At 51.3% G+C, this 17,352-nt stretch carries 14 protein-coding genes and 1 pseudogene; 8 read left to right on the forward strand and 7 right to left on the reverse strand.

All coding sequences use genetic code 11. The annotated features are described in order from the left end of the window. Positions 1–2: 2 nt before the first annotated feature. Together nit1 and tldD are read left to right on the forward strand one after the other, a co-directional pair. Complete coding sequence (gene nit1 / locus DSM2777_RS05720) at positions 3–851, forward strand: deaminated glutathione amidase (RefSeq protein ID WP_025798433.1); 849 nt, start codon at positions 3–5, stop codon at positions 849–851. 6 nt (positions 852–857) lie between these two features. After that, a complete protein-coding gene (tldD, locus tag DSM2777_RS05725; RefSeq protein WP_025798431.1) occupies positions 858–2,303 on the forward strand; it encodes a metalloprotease TldD in 1,446 nt (481 codons plus the stop codon). 529 nt (positions 2,304–2,832) lie between these two features. Here tldD and aaeR read toward each other — a convergent pair. Further along, the gene (aaeR, locus tag DSM2777_RS05730) at positions 2,833–3,753 is read right to left on the reverse strand and encodes an HTH-type transcriptional activator AaeR (RefSeq protein WP_025798429.1); all 921 of its coding nucleotides are present in this window, start codon (positions 3,751–3,753) and stop codon (positions 2,833–2,835) included. A gap of 415 nt (positions 3,754–4,168) precedes the next feature. On the opposite strand from aaeR, the gene aaeX reads away from it, so the two are divergent. The 6 genes from aaeX to ridA all read left to right on the forward strand — a co-directional run bounded on the left by aaeX (position 4,169) and on the right by ridA (position 9,657). Next, positions 4,169–4,372 carry a p-hydroxybenzoic acid efflux pump operon protein AaeX gene (aaeX, locus tag DSM2777_RS05735; RefSeq protein WP_004097177.1) on the forward strand — a complete coding sequence of 68 codons (204 nt, stop codon included), beginning with the start codon at positions 4,169–4,171 and terminating at the stop codon, positions 4,370–4,372. Between the two features lie 19 nt (positions 4,373–4,391). Then, positions 4,392–5,315, forward strand: a complete 924-nt coding sequence (gene aaeA / locus DSM2777_RS05740; RefSeq protein ID WP_061555336.1) for a p-hydroxybenzoic acid efflux pump subunit AaeA — start codon at positions 4,392–4,394, stop codon at positions 5,313–5,315. Between the two features lie 111 nt (positions 5,316–5,426). Further along, complete coding sequence (gene aaeB / locus DSM2777_RS05745; protein WP_418009385.1) at positions 5,427–7,373, forward strand: p-hydroxybenzoic acid efflux pump subunit AaeB; 1,947 nt, start codon at positions 5,427–5,429, stop codon at positions 7,371–7,373. 344 nt (positions 7,374–7,717) lie between these two features. Beyond that, entirely contained in the window at positions 7,718–8,653 is a 936-nt protein-coding gene (gene pyrB / locus DSM2777_RS05750) for an aspartate carbamoyltransferase (protein ID WP_046459714.1), read from the forward strand. Between the two features lie 14 nt (positions 8,654–8,667). Further along, positions 8,668–9,132, forward strand: coding sequence for an aspartate carbamoyltransferase regulatory subunit (gene pyrI / locus DSM2777_RS05755; RefSeq protein ID WP_043489007.1), 465 nt, complete (start codon positions 8,668–8,670; stop codon positions 9,130–9,132). Positions 9,133–9,270: 138 nt separating this feature from the next. Then, positions 9,271–9,657, forward strand: coding sequence for a 2-iminobutanoate/2-iminopropanoate deaminase (gene ridA / locus DSM2777_RS05760; RefSeq protein WP_025798421.1), 387 nt, complete (start codon positions 9,271–9,273; stop codon positions 9,655–9,657). A 74-nt stretch (positions 9,658–9,731) separates the two neighbouring features. Here the strand turns inward: ridA and kch are convergent, their stop codons facing one another. The 6 genes and pseudogenes from kch to DSM2777_RS05790 all read right to left on the reverse strand — a co-directional run bounded on the left by kch (position 9,732) and on the right by DSM2777_RS05790 (position 17,165). Then, entirely contained in the window at positions 9,732–10,916 is a 1,185-nt protein-coding gene (gene kch / locus DSM2777_RS05765) for a voltage-gated potassium channel protein (protein ID WP_046459713.1), read from the reverse strand. Between the two features lie 146 nt (positions 10,917–11,062). Next, on the reverse strand, positions 11,063–12,598 hold the full coding sequence (exaC, locus tag DSM2777_RS05770; RefSeq protein ID WP_061553392.1) for an acetaldehyde dehydrogenase ExaC: 1,536 nt from the start codon (positions 12,596–12,598) through the stop codon (positions 11,063–11,065). A 200-nt stretch (positions 12,599–12,798) separates the two neighbouring features. Then, the gene (selB, locus tag DSM2777_RS05775) at positions 12,799–14,667 is read right to left on the reverse strand and encodes a selenocysteine-specific translation elongation factor (protein ID WP_061553393.1); all 1,869 of its coding nucleotides are present in this window, start codon (positions 14,665–14,667) and stop codon (positions 12,799–12,801) included. Continuing rightward, positions 14,664–16,067 (reverse strand): L-seryl-tRNA(Sec) selenium transferase, encoded by a 1,404-nt coding sequence (gene selA, locus DSM2777_RS05780; RefSeq protein WP_061553394.1) that lies wholly within the window; start codon positions 16,065–16,067, stop codon positions 14,664–14,666. Before selA ends, selB begins: the two co-directional genes overlap by 4 nt. A gap of 71 nt (positions 16,068–16,138) precedes the next feature. Further along, positions 16,139–16,749 (reverse strand): annotated as a pseudogene (locus tag DSM2777_RS05785) (glutathione S-transferase). 137 nt (positions 16,750–16,886) lie between these two features. Beyond that, complete coding sequence (locus tag DSM2777_RS05790) at positions 16,887–17,165, reverse strand: YdgH/BhsA/McbA family protein (RefSeq protein ID WP_025798408.1); 279 nt, start codon at positions 17,163–17,165, stop codon at positions 16,887–16,889. Positions 17,166–17,352: the final 187 nt, after the last annotated feature.

A 17,352-nucleotide genomic window follows, 5' to 3' on the forward strand; every position in this document is an offset into this window, starting at 1 on the left:
CGATGAGGAATGCAAATATTGCTTTATTGCAACTGTGCAGCGGAGATAATACCCGTTCGAACCTGGCGCAAATAGAACAGCAAATCAAGCAGTTGAATAACAACATCAAGCTGGTGATGACGCCAGAAAATGCACTGTTGTTTGCTGATTCGAAAGCCTATCACGAGCAGGCCGAGCAAGAAGGCAAAGGCCCGTTGCAAGATGCCATCCGCGATATGGCGCGCCGTTACGGGGTGTGGATCCTGATTGGCTCAATGCCGTTAATTAGCCGTGAAGACAGTAAGCAAATCACCGCCAGCAGCCTGTTATTTGACGATCAAGGCGAGCTGAAGGCGCGTTACGATAAGCTGCACATGTTTGATGTTGATATTAAAGATACGCACGGACACTACCGTGAATCTGATACCTATCAGCACGGTGAACATTTGACCGTAGTCGATACCCCAGTGGGAAAATTGGGTATGACTATTTGCTACGATCTGCGTTTCCCCGGTTTATTCCAAGCGTTGCGTGATAAAGGGGCCGAAATTATTTCCGTGCCTGCGGCGTTTACCCGCGTAACTGGGGAATCTCATTGGGAAATCTTGCTGCGTGCTCGCGCAATTGAAACCCAGTGCTATATTTTGGCTCCGGCTCAGGTTGGTCGTCATGGCGCAACGCGCCGCACGTGGGGACATACCATGGCGGTGGATGGCTGGGGCAATGTTATTGAACAGAATGCCGATTTGGTCATGCCGATTAAAGTGAAGGTGAATACTCACTCACTTGAAAATATTCGCACCCAAATGCCGGTCGCGCAACACAACCGATTCCAGCCGAAGCTGGTTAATCCTTTGGATCAAGAAGAGTAAAACGCTATGAGTCTGACGTTCGTCAGTGAGCAGCTATTGGCTGCTAACAAACTGAGTCATCAAGATCTGTTTTCAGTATTGGGTACACTGGCTGAACGTCAGCTTGACTACGCCGATCTCTATTTTCAGTCCAGTTACCATGAATCTTGGGTGATTGAAGACCGTATCATTAAAGACGGTTCTTACAATATCGATCAGGGCGTTGGCGTGCGCGCTATTAGCGGTGAGAAGACCGGCTTCGCCTACGCTGACCAGATTACCCTTAATGCACTGAATCAAAGCGCACAGGCGGCTCGCAGCATCGTTCGTGAACAGGGCAATGGCAAAGTTCACACCTTGGGCAACGTGCCTTATAGCTTGCTGTATCCCGCCATTGATCCGCTGCAAAGCCTGCCGCGTGAAGAAAAAATTGCTCTGCTGCACCGCGTTGATAATGTCGCGCGTGCGGAAGATCCCCGCGTGCAGGAAGTGTCTGCCAGCATTACTGGGGTGTATGAATTAATTCTAGTGGCCGCAACCGATGGCACCTTGGCGGCAGATGTTCGCCCATTGGTTCGTCTTTCTGTCAGCGTGCTGGTAGAAGAGGATGGTCGCCGTGAGCGTGGTTCAAGCGGCGGCGGTGGTCGTTCTGGCTACGAATACTTCCTCGAGCTCGTCGATGGTGATGTGCGTGCTGATGCTTTTGCCAAAGAAGCGGTACGCATGGCGCTGGTAAATCTGTCTGCGGTAGCGGCTCCAGCTGGTTCAATGCCGGTTGTACTTGGTGCAGGCTGGCCGGGCGTGCTGTTGCATGAAGCGGTTGGTCATGGTTTAGAAGGTGATTTTAATCGTCGTGGTACGTCGGTGTTCAGTGGCCAGATGGGGCAACTGGTGGCTTCTGAACTGTGTACCGTTGTCGATGACGGCACGATTAGCGGACGTCGTGGCTCGCTGGCAATTGATGATGAAGGCGTTCCGGGTCAATACAACGTATTGATTGAAAACGGCATTCTGAAAGGCTTTATGCAGGATAAAATGAATGCTCGCCTGATGGGGCTTGCGCCAACCGGTAACGGTCGCCGTGAATCCTATGCGCATCTGCCAATGCCACGCATGACCAATACCTATATGTTGGCGGGCAAATCATCGCCACAGGATATTATTTCTAGCGTTGAATATGGCCTGTATGCGCCGAATTTTGCCGGTGGTCAGGTCGATATTACGTCGGGCAAATTTGTCTTCTCTACGTCAGAGGCTTATCTGATTGAGAATGGCAAAATCACCAAACCGGTGAAAGGCGCAACGTTGATTGGTTCAGGCATTGAAGCCATGCAGCAAATTTCTATGGTCGGTAACGATCTGGCGCTGGATAAAGGCGTTGGCGTATGCGGCAAAGAAGGGCAGAGCGTGCCGGTTGGCGTGGGTCAGCCAACGTTGAAGCTGGATTCAATGACGGTGGGGGGAACGGCGTAAGCTGTCGCCTTACATTTCGGTATTTCTATACTTGAACGGTGAAGGGTTTCGTCCGCCAGTCAGTTTCTGGTTTTTCTATGCTGTTACTTGGCGTAGGCGTCCGACGAAAGGTTGCTAGCGCGCAACCTCTCGACTCTCGCGCTTTTTACCGAGTTGTTTGACCGACCGGTCTCGGAGCGCACATCCTGTGCGCCCTCAACCTGTCACCAGCATCCCTGCTGGTGACTCTAATATGCATTCCATTCAACAAAGCAAAAACGTTGTCCGTATTTGCCTTTTAATTGTTTAGTTTTTGGTTGGACGAGCCAGCATGACATGGATGTCATGCTGGAGTTTGGGGCGCCCTGGACGGGCGATACCAAACCGGAGCGAAAATGGCATCTCGGATAGAAGCGCGTGAGTTGAGAGCCCCCGCGCAATGGGGCTCTCATCGGACGCCTTCTATTTAGTTTTCATAGAAATGCTTTTTAAACAGGCGGACGAAATATTACACGGAGTTTGCATAGTGAACCCCAAACGAAAAGTTAGCTCACTCCTCCTGCCGATAATCCTGATAAATCTCCCCAACCTTGGTGAAATATTCGCTGAGGTAGTTAATACAAACCTGCACCTTGAGCGGCAGCTTATCTTTTTGGGTATGTAAGGCGTAAACCGGTCTTGGGTCGGATTGATAGCGGCTGAAGAGAATTTCAACTTCACCGCGTTTTATCTCTTCGATGACCCACATCAGCGGCACGTAAGCAATGCCCACGCCTTCGCTAAGCCAGCGGATGAGCGTTTGCGAGTCATTGGTGACGAAGCGTCCCTGAGGCGAGAGGTGCAGCGTTTGCCCTTCTGGCGCAATCAGCTCAAATTCGCTGTCGGGGCGAACGCTGTAGGTCAACCAGCTAAAACTGGTGATGTCCGCGGGTTTCTCAGGCGTGCCGTGCTGCTGGAGATAGCTTTTCGCTGCGCAGACGACCATTGGCATGGAACCCAAGCGCTTGGAAAACAGGCTGGAGTCTTGTAATGCGCCCACCCGCACCACCAGATCGAGCCCATCAGCGATAAGGTCTGGAGCAGGTACGCCGGTAACTAAATCGATCGATAATCCAGGGTATTCACGCAGCATTCTGGCCGTCATCGGTGCCAATACATTTTGTGCCATGGTCGATGAACTACCGATACGTAAGGTGCCCGTTGGCGTATTGTTGAAGGCGTAAATCTGTTCGTGGACTTCCTGCGCCTCAAGCAACATTTTGCGGCAGCCCTGATAATAAATTTTCCCTGCCTCGGTTAAACCAATGCTGCGCGTGCTGCGGTTGAGCAGCTTAATATTGAGCTCATTTTCCAACTTGGAAATGGTTTGGCTTATGGACGAAACGCTCATCTCAAGCTGGCGTCCTGCGCTAGTAAAGGAGCCGCATTCAACTACTTTGGCAAATACGGCCATGCGCTTAAGTCGTTCCATTGTTCAATCTACCTTAATAGGGTCATGGGATTGCACAGGAGAAATTGCCATACAATCAGCCTTTGAGGTAACGATGATAGCTTAAAAAAACGACTGATTGTTTATTTTAAATAAAAAGTGATTTAGCTCACACATTCTATACATGGTGATTATTATTGCGCTAAGATATTGTCATTGACGATGCGGAAATAATCCTCTGTGTATCGAAACGACGAAATGTCCTTCTGCCATCAGATCCTGTAGTTCACATCCTCTGACAGACATCCTTTTTCTGAGTTAAACGCCATCAGCCAGTATTTCAGGGTGAGGGCGGTTAGTGGATCGCGTAAGGCAAAAGTTATCGCTCGTGGCGCTATGCAGCCAACGAAGAACGCCGCGTTGAGCTAGGCTAAATATTATTTGAGTGGAGAGAATTATGGGGCTGCTACCGGTAATGGTCGTTTTTGGCCTGTCCTTTCCACCGGTGTTTTTTGAACTGCTGGTGGCTTTGCTGCTGTTTTTACTGTTCCGGCGAGTATTACAACCGACGGGGATCTACGACTTTGTTTGGCATCCGGCGTTGTTTAATACCGCGTTGTACTGCTGTTTGTTCTACTTGATTACCTGCTTATTTGTCTGAGGTCACTGTGAATCAAATTATGATAAAAATGACCCGCATCGCTATCACCGTGATTATCGTGATAGTAGCGGCAATTGCCGTGTTTAAAGCATGGGCCTTTTATACCGAATCTCCCTGGACGCGTGATGCTAAATTCACCGCCGACGTTGTTGCCATTGCACCAGACGTCAGCGGTCTACTCTCGGACGTACCTATTCGCGATAACCAGCTGGTGAAGAAAGGGCAGATCCTGTTTGTTATCGATCAGCCGCGTTATCAAGAAGCGCTAAATCAGGCCGAAGCCGATGTGCGTTACTACCAAACACTGGTGGGCGAAAAAGCGAAAGAGGCTGGGCGTCGTGTACGTTTAGGCGTTCAGGCGATGTCTCAAGAAGAGATCGACCAGTCAAGCAACGTGCTGGCAACGGTGCGTCAGCAGTTGGCGAAAGCACAGTCAACGCGGGATCTGGCGAAGCTGGATCTAGAACGTACCGTGGTGCGTGCCCCAGCTGATGGCTGGATAACCAACCTGAACGTGCATCAGGGTGAGTTCATTAACCGTGGCGCTACGGCGGTTGCGTTGGTGAAAAAAGGCACCTTCTACATTCTGGCCTACATGGAAGAAACCAAACTCGACGGCATCCAGCGCGGCGATCGCGTGGAAATTACGCCGCTGGGCAGTAACCGTATTCTGTACGGGACCGTAGACAGCGTATCCGCTGGGGTAAACAACAAAAGCTCTACTGCGGATAGCAAAGGCTTGGCGACCGTTGACTCTAACCTTGAATGGGTTCGTTTGGCGCAGCGCGTTCCGGTGAAAATTTTGCTCGATAACAAAGAGCAAGAAACACCTTATCCGGCTGGGACAACCGCCACCGTGGTGGTGAGCAACCAACAAGACGTTGAGCGTAAATCGTCATCGCCGGTGGTGCAGCTGCTGCACCGTCTGCGCGAATTTGGCTAATCCCTCCTTACGACGTTTTCATTGATTTTCACTTGGGATTTGCATGCACGTTAACGTGCAAATCCCTATCACTTTTTAGCGCAGACAGAGGCAATGATGAATAATGGTGGCATGTTTTTGCGCTTACGTTTTGCCTGTAAGTTAGCATTTGCTATCGTGCTGGCGCTGTTTCTTGGCTTTCATTTGCAGCTTGAAACACCGCGCTGGTCGGTTTTAACCGCGGCTATTGTGGCCGCGGGCCCCGCGTTTGCAGCTGGTGGCGAACCTTTCTCTGGCGCGATCCGTCACCGTGGTTGGCTACGTATTATCGGGACATTTATCGGCTCGATTGGCGGTTTGCTGATCATGATGCTGTTTATCCGTGCGCCGCTGGTGATGATGCTCCTGTGCTGCGCATGGGCGGGCATATGTACCTGGATCTCTTCGCTGGTGCGCGTGGAGAACTCTTATGCCTTCGGTTTAGCGGGCTATACCGCGCTTATTATCGTGGTGACAACGGCAACGGAGCCCTTGTTGAGCCCGCTGTATGCGGTTGAGCGCTGTAGTGAAATCGTATTAGGTATCGTGTGTGCGGTACTGGCCGACATTATCTTTTCGCCACGCTCTATCAAAAGTGATATCGACCGCGTGGTGAGTTCGCTGATCGTCGATCAATTCCGGTTACTGCAAATGTGCGTTCGCCCTGACGAGCGAGACGTGCTGGATAAATCGTGGAACGATTTAGTGAAAGGCACCAATGCGCTTAACGGGATGCGCAGCAATCTGATGCTGGAATCCACCCGTTGGGTACGCGTAAACCGCCGTTTGAAGGCGTTGAACACCGTTTCTTTAACGCTTATCACGCAGGCCTGTGAAACCTTCTTTATCAGCTCAAATGCGCCAGAACGTATTCCTAGCGAAATGCAGGTTCTGATCCTTGAGCCGGTAGAAACTATCGGCGATGTTCACAAACGCATGAAACAGCTGCGTCAGCTGTTATCGATGCAGCCCACAGACTCGGTGCCGTTAACCATCAGCAGCTGGATTGGTGCCGCTACGCGCTACCTGCTATTGGCAAAAGGGGTGCATACCAACAGCAGTATCAGCTCGGTAGAAGAAAATATTCTTGAAGGCGAGTATGTAGTAAAACCCGCCTCCGCAGAGCGCCATCACGCCATGATCAACGGCTTGCGCACGTGGGCAGCAACGTCTATTGGTGCGCTGTTCTGGCTGTGGACTGGTTGGACATCCGGCAGTGGCTGTATGGTTATGATTGCCGTGGTGACCGCGCTGGCGATGCGCACGCCGAACCCACGCATGGCATCGATTGATTTCCTGTTAGGCACGATTATGGCGCTGCCGATCGGTGCGCTGTTTTATATGCTCATTCTTCCCGCTACGCAGCAAAGCATGTTGTTGCTGTGTATAAGTTTGGGACTGATGGCGTTTGTTATCGGTTTGGAAGTGCAAAAACGCCGTTTAGGATCGCTGGGGACCTTGGCTTTGACGATTAACATTATGGTGTTAAGCAACCCGATGACGTTTCCGGTTAGCAGCTTTTTGGACAACGCGATTGGCCAGATCATTGGCTGCTTTGTGGCGATGATCGTGCTGTTCTTGATCCGCGATCGTTCTAAAGCTCGGACGGGGCGCGCCTTACTCAACGGCTTTGTATACAGCGCGGTATCGGCGCTAACAACCAATCAGGCGCGTCGCAATGAAAACCATTTACCGGCGCTGTACCAGCAGCTCTTCCAGCTGTTGAGTCTGTTCCCGAATGACATTGCTAAATACCGTTTGGCGCTGACGTTAATCATCGCTCACCAGCGTTTACGCAATGCGCCGATTCCGGTCAACCAAGAGCTGTCTGATTTCCACAAACAGATACGTGCGACCGCCAATAAAGTGATTTCAGCCGGTGGCGATAGTAAGCGAAGAGGGTACTTTTTCCGCTTGTTAGACGAACTGAATCAGTATCAGGAACGCTTAGTTCACTATCAGGCACCGTACACCGTTACGATCCCGGTCAAACGGCTATCGACCATGTTGGAGAAATACCAGCATGCGCTAATTGATTAAATCCTAAGCATGCGGTGAATAGGGCTTAGGAATAGAAATCGTTTGCGTAGGATCATAAAAATCGTGATTTAGCGCTTGCAGCATCGCTGCGGGTGAGTATAATGCCCGACAATTTGCCGGGAGACTGCATGAAAAACGTTGTGGCTATCAGTGCTGTTTGGGTCGCTTGTCGACTAGACGCCCTGCCTGAACAAGGCGGCTGCCACCGTTTTTTTCTTCCGTTGCTAAAACGATCGTTAATCGCCCCTCAATGAGGGGCTTTTTTTTGCCCAGCGATCGGGTTGATTACATTTTAAATATCCAGTAGCCCCGGCCAGCGGGCGCGAAAAACAGGAGAACAAGAAATGGCTAATCCGTTGTATAACAAAGATATCATCTCCATAAACGATCTGAATCGTGAGGAACTGGAGCTGGTATTACGTACTGCTGCAAGCCTGAAGGCGAATCCGCAGCCAGAATTGTTGAAACACAAAGTGATTGCCAGCCTGTTCTTCGAGGCCTCAACGCGTACCCGTCTCTCTTTTGAAACCTCCATGCATCGCCTCGGTGCTTCGGTCGTCGGTTTCTCCGACAGCAGCAATACGTCGCTGGGTAAGAAGGGCGAAACGCTGGCGGATACCATTTCGGTTATCAGCACCTACGTGGACGCCATTGTGATGCGCCATCCGCAGGAAGGTGCGGCGCGACTGGCGACTGAGTTTTGTGGCTCGATTCCGGTGGTAAACGCGGGCGATGGTTCGAACCAACATCCAACCCAAACGCTGCTCGACCTGTTTACGATTCAGGAAACGCAGGGACGTTTGAATAACATCAATATCGCGATGGTCGGTGACCTGAAATATGGCCGCACCGTGCACTCATTGACGCAGGCGTTGGCGAAGTTTGAAGGAAATCGCTTCTATTTCATCGCGCCAGATGCTTTGGCGATGCCCGCATATATCTTGAAGATGCTGGATGAAAAGGGCATTCAATACAGCCTGCATACCAGTATCGAAGAAGTGATGCCGGAGCTGGATATTCTGTACATGACCCGCGTACAGAAAGAGCGCTTGGACCCGTCTGAATACGTCAACGTGAAGTCTCAGTTTGTGCTGCGCGCCGCGTCTTTAGAAGGCGCTCGTGACAACATGAAAGTGCTGCATCCTCTGCCACGCATTGATGAAATCACCAACGACGTTGATAAAACGCCGTATGCCTATTATTTCCAGCAGGCAGGAAACGGCATCTTTGCCCGTCAGGCTTTGTTGGCTCTGGTTTTGAATGCTGAACTGAACTTTTAATCGAGGACGCTAAGATGACACACGATAATAAATTACAGGTAGAAGCGATTAAACGTGGCACGGTGATTGACCATATTCCGGCTCAGGTCGGTTTCAAACTCTTAACGTTGTTCAAACTCACCGAGACAGACCAGCGCATTACTATCGGCTTAAACCTGCCTTCGAATGCGCAGGGGCGTAAAGACCTGATTAAAATCGAAAACGTCTTCTTGACCGAAGAGCAGGTCAACCAACTCTCAATTTATGCGCCTAAAGCGACGGTAAACCGCATCGATAACTACGAAGTGGTTCTTAAGCTCACGCCAACGCTGCCAGAGCAGATTGACCACGTATTGGACTGCCCAAACAGCAACTGCATTAGCCGCAGCGAACCGGTGTCTTCCAGCTTTAAAGTTCGTGTGCGCCAAGATGAAGTGTTATTGAAGTGTAAGTACTGTGAAAAAGAGTTTGAACATCATGCCGTAATGCAGGGTATTTAGATTAAAGCTCAACACAAATTTCTAGATTTAACTCGGGTTTGCGAGGCGGCGGGTGGGTTTTAGCAGGCCGCTTCCCTATAATGGTGACGAATTTATTCTTAATGTTCATCATACATCCGAAATCCTATAGGAGCAGATATGTCACGCATCATCAGTACAGAGAACGCACCTGCCGCAATCGGTCCTTATGTTCAGGGCGTTGATCTGGGTAGCATGATCATCACTTCTGGTCAGATCCCTGTGAACCCGAAGAATGGTCAGGTTGCTGAAGACGTTTCCGCACAGGCGCGCCAGTCTCTGGAAAACGTGCAGGCTATCGTTGAAGCTGCTGGTCTGAAAGTTTCAGATATTGTGAAAACGACCGTTTTCGTTAAAGATCTGAATGACTTCGCGACCGTTAACGCGACCTACGAAGCGTTCTTCACTGAGCATAATGCACCGTTCCCAGCGCGTTCATGCGTTGAAGTTGCACGTCTGCCTAAAGACGTAAAAATTGAAATCGAAGCGATCGCAGTACGTCGCTAGTATCTCGATTATCAATGCTATACAGGCCAGCAAAAGCTGGCCTGTTTTGTTTTTCGCGTATCTGCAAATTAGTTTTAAGCGTCTTTCACTGATGACGTATTACCGAAGAAGAGTTCGGTAATCAGTTTATCGTCGATCGGCTCACCGCTCAGCGTGCGCACCAGCAATTCACTGCCGAGCAGTTGAAGTGAGAACACCATATCAGGCTGCACACGCTTAATTTTCTGTAAGTGCTTGCTGGCATTAACCACCGAAATAGTTTTGGTGTTGGCATTGGCGACCTCTTTCGCCGCCAGCACGATAAACGCATTTTCTGCATCATCATCACGCAGCGCCAGAATGAATTTTGCTTTCGCTGCACCCGCTTCGATCAGCACTTGAGCATTAGACGGATCGCCGATAATTATGTCCGTATCCGGTGGATATTCATGGGAAACATTGGGTGGCACGATGACGGTCAGTGCGTCTCCGCGCTGTTTAAGCCCGAGATAAACGCTCAATGCTAGCGGAGTGGCACCCGCGATAATAAAGTGATTTTTACGCATCACGTGAGAAATCCTGCCTTTCACCAATCGTTTTAAATTACCGCCAATCACTGGCCCAATAATGGCACTGATTGACGTCGCAAATACGGTAATCCCCATAACGATAACGGAGACGGTAAATAGCCGAGCGGTGGCCGTATGGGGAACAATGTCGCCAAAGCCTACCGTTGACATACTGACCACCGAGAAATAGAACGCCGTCGGCATATCTAAAATCGGCGGAACAAATTCGCCACCCAAATAGAGCGAACCAAAAACGGCATACAGTAGTAAAGACGCGAAGCTGACTAACGCAAATAGACCACCGGCAGCTAAGCTGGCATGGTCAAAGCGCCGCCAATAGGCGATGAGTAAAATCAGCAATATCACGGCGTACAGAAACAGGTTCAGCATTTCCTGAGGTGAAAGAAAGCTGAGTAGGCCAGTCACGAATAACAATAATAACGAGAATGCCCACGCCACGCGTGCGCGCAGCAGCAGCCCGAACGCCATCAGTATTAAGCCAAAACCAAGCACAAACTGCGGGATTTCAAGTAGGCCAGTAACAGAAAGCGTCTCTTTCCATGAGCTGAACGAACTGATGGCGTTTGGCACATAGTCAAACGCTCGCAGCATCACCGGACGCATGAAGAGATAGCCATACGCGGCTACCAACACGGCCAGACACCAGTGCGGTTTAAACAAAGATATGAATCTGTGGAATAGTTTTTTCACGGCAAAGGGACTGATTCAAATAAAAAAAGTGTAGCGCGAAACGCCAGTGATGAACAGTTTGAGTCTGGGCGCGTTGCTCGCCAGTTTAACTCTCCCCGGTGAAGGGGAGAGGGAAATAGGGTCTATTGACCTAATACTTTCTCGTATCAGAAGAACCCTTGTGGTTTTTCGCTATAGCTAACCAGCAGGCATTTCGTTTGCTGATAATGTTCCAACATCATTTTGTGGGTTTCACGCCCGATGCCAGACTGTTTATAGCCACCGAATGCGGCATGTGCCGGATAGGCGTGGTAGCAGTTTGTCCACACGCGGCCGGCCTGAATACCGCGTCCCATCTGATAAGCGACGGTGCCATTACGCGTCCATACGCCTGCGCCGAGGCCATAGTCGGTATCGTTAGCCAGCTCAAGCGCTTCCGCCTGATTTTTGAACGTTGTGACGGCCAGCACTGGGCCAAAAATCTCTTCTTGGAAAACGCGCATGCTGTTTTTGCCAAACAGAATAGTGGGCTCTAAATAATATCCGCTGCCTAGTCCGCCCTCTAGAAGCCGTTTGCCGCCGCCGGTCAGTACGCGAGCGCCCTCTTTTTTACCAATCTCGATGTATTTCAGTATGGTATCCATCTGACCTGCGGAAACCTGAGCGCCCATTTGTGTATTGCTATCGAGCGGGTTACCCGAGCGAATGGATTCCACACGCTTAATTGCACGTTCCATAAAGCGTTCGTAGATAGACTCCTGAACCAGCGCGCGGCTTGGGCAGGTGCAGACTTCGCCTTGGTTAAAGGCAAACATGGCAAACCCTTCCAGCGCTTTATCAAAGAAGGAGTCTTCTTTGTCCATCACGTCGGCGAAGAAAATATTGGGTGATTTTCCGCCCAGTTCAAGCGTAACGGGGATCACGTTTTTCGCCGCGTAGCCCATGATCTGCTGGCCAACTTCTGTGGAGCCGGTAAACGCCACTTTGGCAATGCGCGGTGAGGTTGCGAGGTATTCGCCAATTTCACCACCGGCACCGTTTACTACGTTGAGTACGCCTTCTGGCAACAAATCGCCGATCAGCTCCATCATGATCAGCACCGACATCGGCGTTAGCTTAGCGGGTTTTAGTACGATGCAGTTACCCGCCGCCAGCGCTGGCGCCATTTTCCAGCAGGCCATCAGCAGGGGGAAGTTCCACGGAATGATTTGCCCCACGACGCCAAGCGGCTCATGAAAATGATAGGCCACCGTTTCACTGTCAATTTCGCTGATACCCCCTTCCTGAGCGCGAATACAGGAAGCAAAGTAGCGGAAGTGATCGATGGCAAGAGGAACGTCGGCGTTTAGAGTTTCACGGATCGGTTTGCCGTTATCCCACGTTTCAGCGTGAGCCAGCAATTCTAGATTCTGCTCCATGCGGTCAGCGATCTTAAACAGTACGCTGGCGCGTTGTTGTACCGAGGTTTTCCCCCAAGCATCTTTGGCCGCGTGGGCGGCATCGAGCGCTAAATCCACGTCTTTTTTACTGGAGCTGGCCACTTCGCAAAGCGCTTGCCCGGTGACAGGGGTCAAGTTAGAGAAATATTCTCCTTCAACGGGTGGCACCCATTTTCCGCCGATAAAGTTGTCGTAACGTGCTTTGAGTTTGAGGGGGGAGTTGCCGCTGCCGGGAGTGAGAATATCAAGAGCGTGATTCGTCATTACTGTCTCCTTGATTCCATGGTGTCAGGTACAGTGAAACGTTTATACCCTTCATACTTCAAGCTGCTTGCAGTATGGCGGGTATATATAGCTCTATAAGCGTAGCGTGGCTGCACATATGAGGGACAAGGAGGGCGTATTTATTCGGAAGGGATCACAGTTTGGTGCGCAAATGCGCACCAAAAAGCCATGATAGATCGTTAATCGTCTTTGAACAGCGCGCTATCTCGCAGCAGGTGATCGTTTCCACGGCGGCGAGTGAAGCCACTGCGATCAAAAAACTCCAGAATTTGGATCGCTAGCTTGCGCCCCACGCCCAGACGATCGCGAAAATCTGCAGCGGAAGTGCTGCCCTGCGTGGCGTCCATGGCGCGGATCAGATCGGCAAACTGATGCATACGCTCGGTGCGATAGTAACGATCTTTGACCACGGCGGTGATGTAGCCAAGTAATGCCGCCTGACGCAGTAATTGGCGCATTTCATTTTCTTCGGCTTTCACTTCATTGGCCAGATCGCGAACCCACCACGGCGCATCCTGAATCAATGGCTGTGTACGTTCCCACAATGCTTGCTGGGCGTCGCTCATGCTTAAACCATGCTGTGGCAGATGCAGCCAGCCGCGGCTATTGGTGATTTGTTGGTTAGCCAGCAGCTGATTAATGAGGGCAAACACCAGCGACTCGGGTTCGACGGGCAGAGCCATACGGCGCAGGCGAGCACGGCCAACGCCCATCTGATCGTTATGCTGCTCGTGGAACAGCGCCAACGTGTCTAACAAGCGCTGTTGGAAACGTTCCGCTATCTCACGTGATAATGCGTAATCGCCCACGACCAGCAGATTATCGGCATGGAAAAGTTCGCTACAGCGTTCTGCCGTGAGCTGGCGTTCCCAGGCGAACTGAGGAATAGAAAGTGTGCCTTTAGGCAGACGCAAGGCTAATACTTCGGCATCACTTTGGGCATTGGCGAGCTGTTTGAGCCAATCTAAAAATGCAGGCAGACGCTTACCACGGCGCGGTGAGGTGGTTTGCAATACTCGGGCTGCACCCAGCGTGCTGCGGGCTGAAATATCACGCATGATCACCGTGTCATTTTCGACCAGCCACAGCGGGCTATCGAGCACCAACTCAGCCAGCTGAACGCCTTCCATCGGAGCCTGTTCATCCAATAACGAGATACGGCCCGTAATGTGGCTTGCGGCATGATGCAGATGTAACGGCTGCCAATGCTGGATGGGCGCGATGAGATCAAGCGCAACTAAAATACGCGTACTCGCTGTTTCCGAAGGGCGCTGTGCCAGCAGCCAATCGCCGCGGCTGATCTGCTCTTTGCTAACGTCGCCGCTGAGGTTTAGCGCAATACGCTGACCCGCATGGGCATGTTCAGAAGGTTGGTTCTGAGCATGGATGCCGCGCACGCGCACGGGTCTATCACAACCGGTTAGCCATAGGTTTTCACCTACTTCCACGCGGCCTGCGAGCGCCGTGCCGGTAACCACTAAACCCGCGCCTTTTACGCTAAAAGCGCGGTCGATGGCTAAACGAAAACGTTTATCGAGATGGTCTGGTGTTTCGGTTAAGGCAATAAGATGGGTACGCAGCTCATCGATTCCCTCACCTTGAGCGGCTGCCGTGGTAAAAATCGGTGTGTCAGACCATCCCATTTCACGCAGTACGTCAGTGACTTGCTGGTGGACTTCATCCACACGAGCGCTATCGGAGCGGTCGGCCTTGGTTAACGCCACGGTTAATGCCGGTTTGCCCGCTAATCGCAGCAGCGTTAGGTGTTCGCGCGTTTGCGCCATCACGCCGTCGTCGCAGGCCACGACTAACAGGGCGTGAGGAATACCGCCAATGCCTGCCAACATATTGGCGAGGAATTTTTCATGGCCGGGAACGTCGATAAAACCCAACACGTTGCCATCGTCTAATGGCAAATAGGCGTAGCCGAGATCGATGGTCATACCGCGGCGTTTTTCTTCCGGTAAGCGGTCGGCATCCACGCCCGTCAGCGCCTGTAACAGCGTGGTCTTACCGTGGTCAACGTGCCCAGCGGTAGCAATAATCATGGACGTAACTCCTGTAATAACGCGTGTAAAAGTCCTTCTTCATCTTCTAAACAGCGCAGATCGAGCCACAGTTTTCCTTCACTGATGCGACCAATGACTGGGCGGGATAGCGCGCGGCATTGCTGAGACAGCGCTTCGAGTTCGCCGCCCTTACCGCTGTGCGGCATCAGGGTAATAGCAATACTCGGCAGGCGATCAACCGGCAACGATCCGCTGCCGATTTGCGACTGGCAAGGCGTGATGCTCACGTTAAACTGCTTGGCGAAGCGCTGCTGTAATGGCGGTAATAGGCGTTCGGCGCTGGCACGGATTTCGGCTTCGGTGCGCGTCATATGACGCAGCGTCGGCAACGCCTGAGCGAGTTTCTCTGGCTGTTGATAGAGCTGGAGCGTGGCATCAAGCGCTGCCAGCGTCATTTTACCGCAGCGCAGTGCACGCTTAAGCGGGTGGCTTTGCAGCTGTTCAATCAGCTCACGTTTGCCCACGATAATGCCAGCCTGCGGCCCGCCTAATAATTTATCGCCGGAAAAACTGACCAAATCTACGCCGTCGGCAATGAGCTTTTGCGGCATTGGCTCGGCGGGAAGACCGTAGGCGGCCATGTCGATCAGCGAACCACTGCCCAAATCGGTAATAACGGGGACTCCCGTTTCACGGCCTAACGTCACCAGCTCGGCTTCATCTACGGCGGAGGTAAACCCTTGAATCGCATAGTTGCTGGTATGTACTTTCATCAGCAATGCGGTGTTTTCGTTGATGGCCTGACGATAGTCTTTAAGGTGAGTTCGGTTGGTGGTACCCACTTCTGTGAGTTCGCATCCGGCTTGCAACATGACGTCGGGGATACGGAATGCGCCGCCAATCTCAACCAGTTCGCCGCGAGAAACGATAACCTGCTTATGGCTCGCCAGCGCGGCCAGCATTAGCAGCACCGCAGCCGCATTGTTGTTAACGATACAGGCATCTTCCGCGCCGGTTAATTCGCACAGGCGGTCAGCAATAGCGCGATCGCGATGGCCACGGCCTGCGCCGTCGAGATCGTATTCCAGCGTGACGGAGTGACGCATTGCCATGACGCTGGCGTCGATAGCCTGCTCTGCTAACAGGGCGCGGCCGAGATTGGTATGCAATACGGTTCCCGTCAGATTAAAAACCTGCTGGAGTGCGTCTTTTTGGCTGAGCGAAAGCTGATGATCGACTGCGAGAGCCCAGTTTTCACACCATGCGGGAAGCTGTTGCTGAACGCGAATGCTGTCGCGCGCCTGCTGTTGCAGCCTACGTAAGGTTTGGGTGACGAGCTGTGCGCCATAGTTTTCCAACAAGGGTTGGAAAGTTTCGTCGCGTAACAGCGTATCGACGGAAGGGAGCTGGCTATAAAGAGTCTGGCTGTCTGCGGACATGGTGATCTCACGCCTTTATCATCGTAATAGTGAATATGATAAAGGCAGAGAGCCCAAGAATACAGCGAGTATCAGGTTACCGGTGGTTCTGTACGGGTAAAGCTCTCTCGTTGGAACAAACGTTCGGCCAGTTTAACCAGCTCAGGGCGCTCTAAACTCCAGTTTGGCGCGACCCGACGAAAGTTGAGATAGCCAAGACAGCATCCGGTGGCAATATCTGCTAGCGTCATCTGTGCTCCGTTGAGCCACTTACCTTCTTTTGCGTGTCGTTCTAAAGCGTCTAAGCCGCGATCGATTTTGCCACGCTGGCGCACAATCCAGTCGCTATTCTGCTTGTCAGCTGGGCGCATCATTTCCTGAACCAGTAGCACCGCGGCGTCACAGATGCCGTCAGAAAGCGCTTCTAGCTGGCGCACACGCAGCGCCTGTTGGCGATCTTCCGGTACGAATTTTGGCGTGGCGTCTAACAGATCGATATATTCGGCAACGATGGGTGAGTCATAAAAGATCTCACCGTCGGCGGTGACGAGCGCGGGAATTTTCCCTAGCGGGTTATATTGTGGAACATGGCTAGTGCTTTCCCACGGAATGTCGTTAACAAATTCAAATGTCAGCCTTTTTCCAACAACATAACAAAGATTTTGCGCACGTAGGGGCTGGTATAGCTGCCAATGAGTTTCATAGTCCCTGTCCTTATCCACTAACAACGAGTTTATAAAACGATGAGTTTATAAAAGGATACTGGGATGAGTATGGCAGAAACGCTACGCTAGGGAAGTGAGAACCGACCACGGAACAGTGGCCGGTGGCGTAAATAGTTTACTTCTTCTTGTAAATTTCGGCGGTGCCGCGGGCAATATCGCCCATGCCCTCTGTACCGACTGAAGTGATGCGATAAGCATCAGCATCTTTCTCTTCGGCTTTTTTCTCCAGCTTTTTCACGATGTCATCCATGGTGCCATCGCGCACTTCTGCGCTGACATCGCCAATTTTGGTGTATTTTTCCATATCGGAATGTTTGATTTCATCAGCTGCGTTAGAAAATGCAGAGAAAGAGAGCAGAGAGGCACCGGCAATAGCAAGTAGGTATTTGTTCATATCTTATCCTCGATTTTATTTGTGAGTTACCGGCTTTAAAAGTAAAGCCAGCAGTTCATCCTTCAAACGATGGATCTACGACGTATTACAGTACGGAATTTAGGGACGTGGGCGGAGGACAACCGCTTCAATCCTGAACTCATTTTTCAAAACCGCCGAAAATAGATTATTAAAAAAATTAATCAGA

Origin of the sequence: Obesumbacterium proteus, assembly GCF_001586165.1 — a bacterium.
Taxonomy (GTDB): Bacteria; Pseudomonadota; Gammaproteobacteria; order Enterobacterales; family Enterobacteriaceae; genus Hafnia; species Hafnia protea.

What these genes read in the sequence shown, in the direction of transcription:
- nit1 (WP_025798433.1), top strand. Translation starts at nt 3, where the DNA reads ATGAGGAATGCAAATATTGCTTTATTGCAACTGTGCAGCGGAGATAAT.
- tldD (WP_025798431.1), top strand. Translation starts at nt 858, where the DNA reads ATGAGTCTGACGTTCGTCAGTGAGCAGCTATTGGCTGCTAACAAACTG.
- aaeR (WP_025798429.1), bottom strand. Translation starts at nt 3,753, where the DNA reads ATGGAACGACTTAAGCGCATGGCCGTATTTGCCAAAGTAGTTGAATGC.
- aaeX (WP_004097177.1), top strand. Translation starts at nt 4,169, where the DNA reads ATGGGGCTGCTACCGGTAATGGTCGTTTTTGGCCTGTCCTTTCCACCG.
- aaeA (WP_061555336.1), top strand. Translation starts at nt 4,392, where the DNA reads ATGATAAAAATGACCCGCATCGCTATCACCGTGATTATCGTGATAGTA.
- aaeB (WP_418009385.1), top strand. Translation starts at nt 5,427, where the DNA reads ATGTTTTTGCGCTTACGTTTTGCCTGTAAGTTAGCATTTGCTATCGTG.
- pyrB (WP_046459714.1), top strand. Translation starts at nt 7,718, where the DNA reads ATGGCTAATCCGTTGTATAACAAAGATATCATCTCCATAAACGATCTG.
- pyrI (WP_043489007.1), top strand. Translation starts at nt 8,668, where the DNA reads ATGACACACGATAATAAATTACAGGTAGAAGCGATTAAACGTGGCACG.
- ridA (WP_025798421.1), top strand. Translation starts at nt 9,271, where the DNA reads ATGTCACGCATCATCAGTACAGAGAACGCACCTGCCGCAATCGGTCCT.
- exaC (WP_061553392.1), bottom strand. Translation starts at nt 12,598, where the DNA reads ATGACGAATCACGCTCTTGATATTCTCACTCCCGGCAGCGGCAACTCC.
- selB (WP_061553393.1), bottom strand. Translation starts at nt 14,667, where the DNA reads ATGATTATTGCTACCGCTGGGCACGTTGACCACGGTAAGACCACGCTG.
- selA (WP_061553394.1), bottom strand. Translation starts at nt 16,067, where the DNA reads ATGTCCGCAGACAGCCAGACTCTTTATAGCCAGCTCCCTTCCGTCGAT.
- DSM2777_RS05790 (WP_025798408.1), bottom strand. Translation starts at nt 17,165, where the DNA reads ATGAACAAATACCTACTTGCTATTGCCGGTGCCTCTCTGCTCTCTTTC.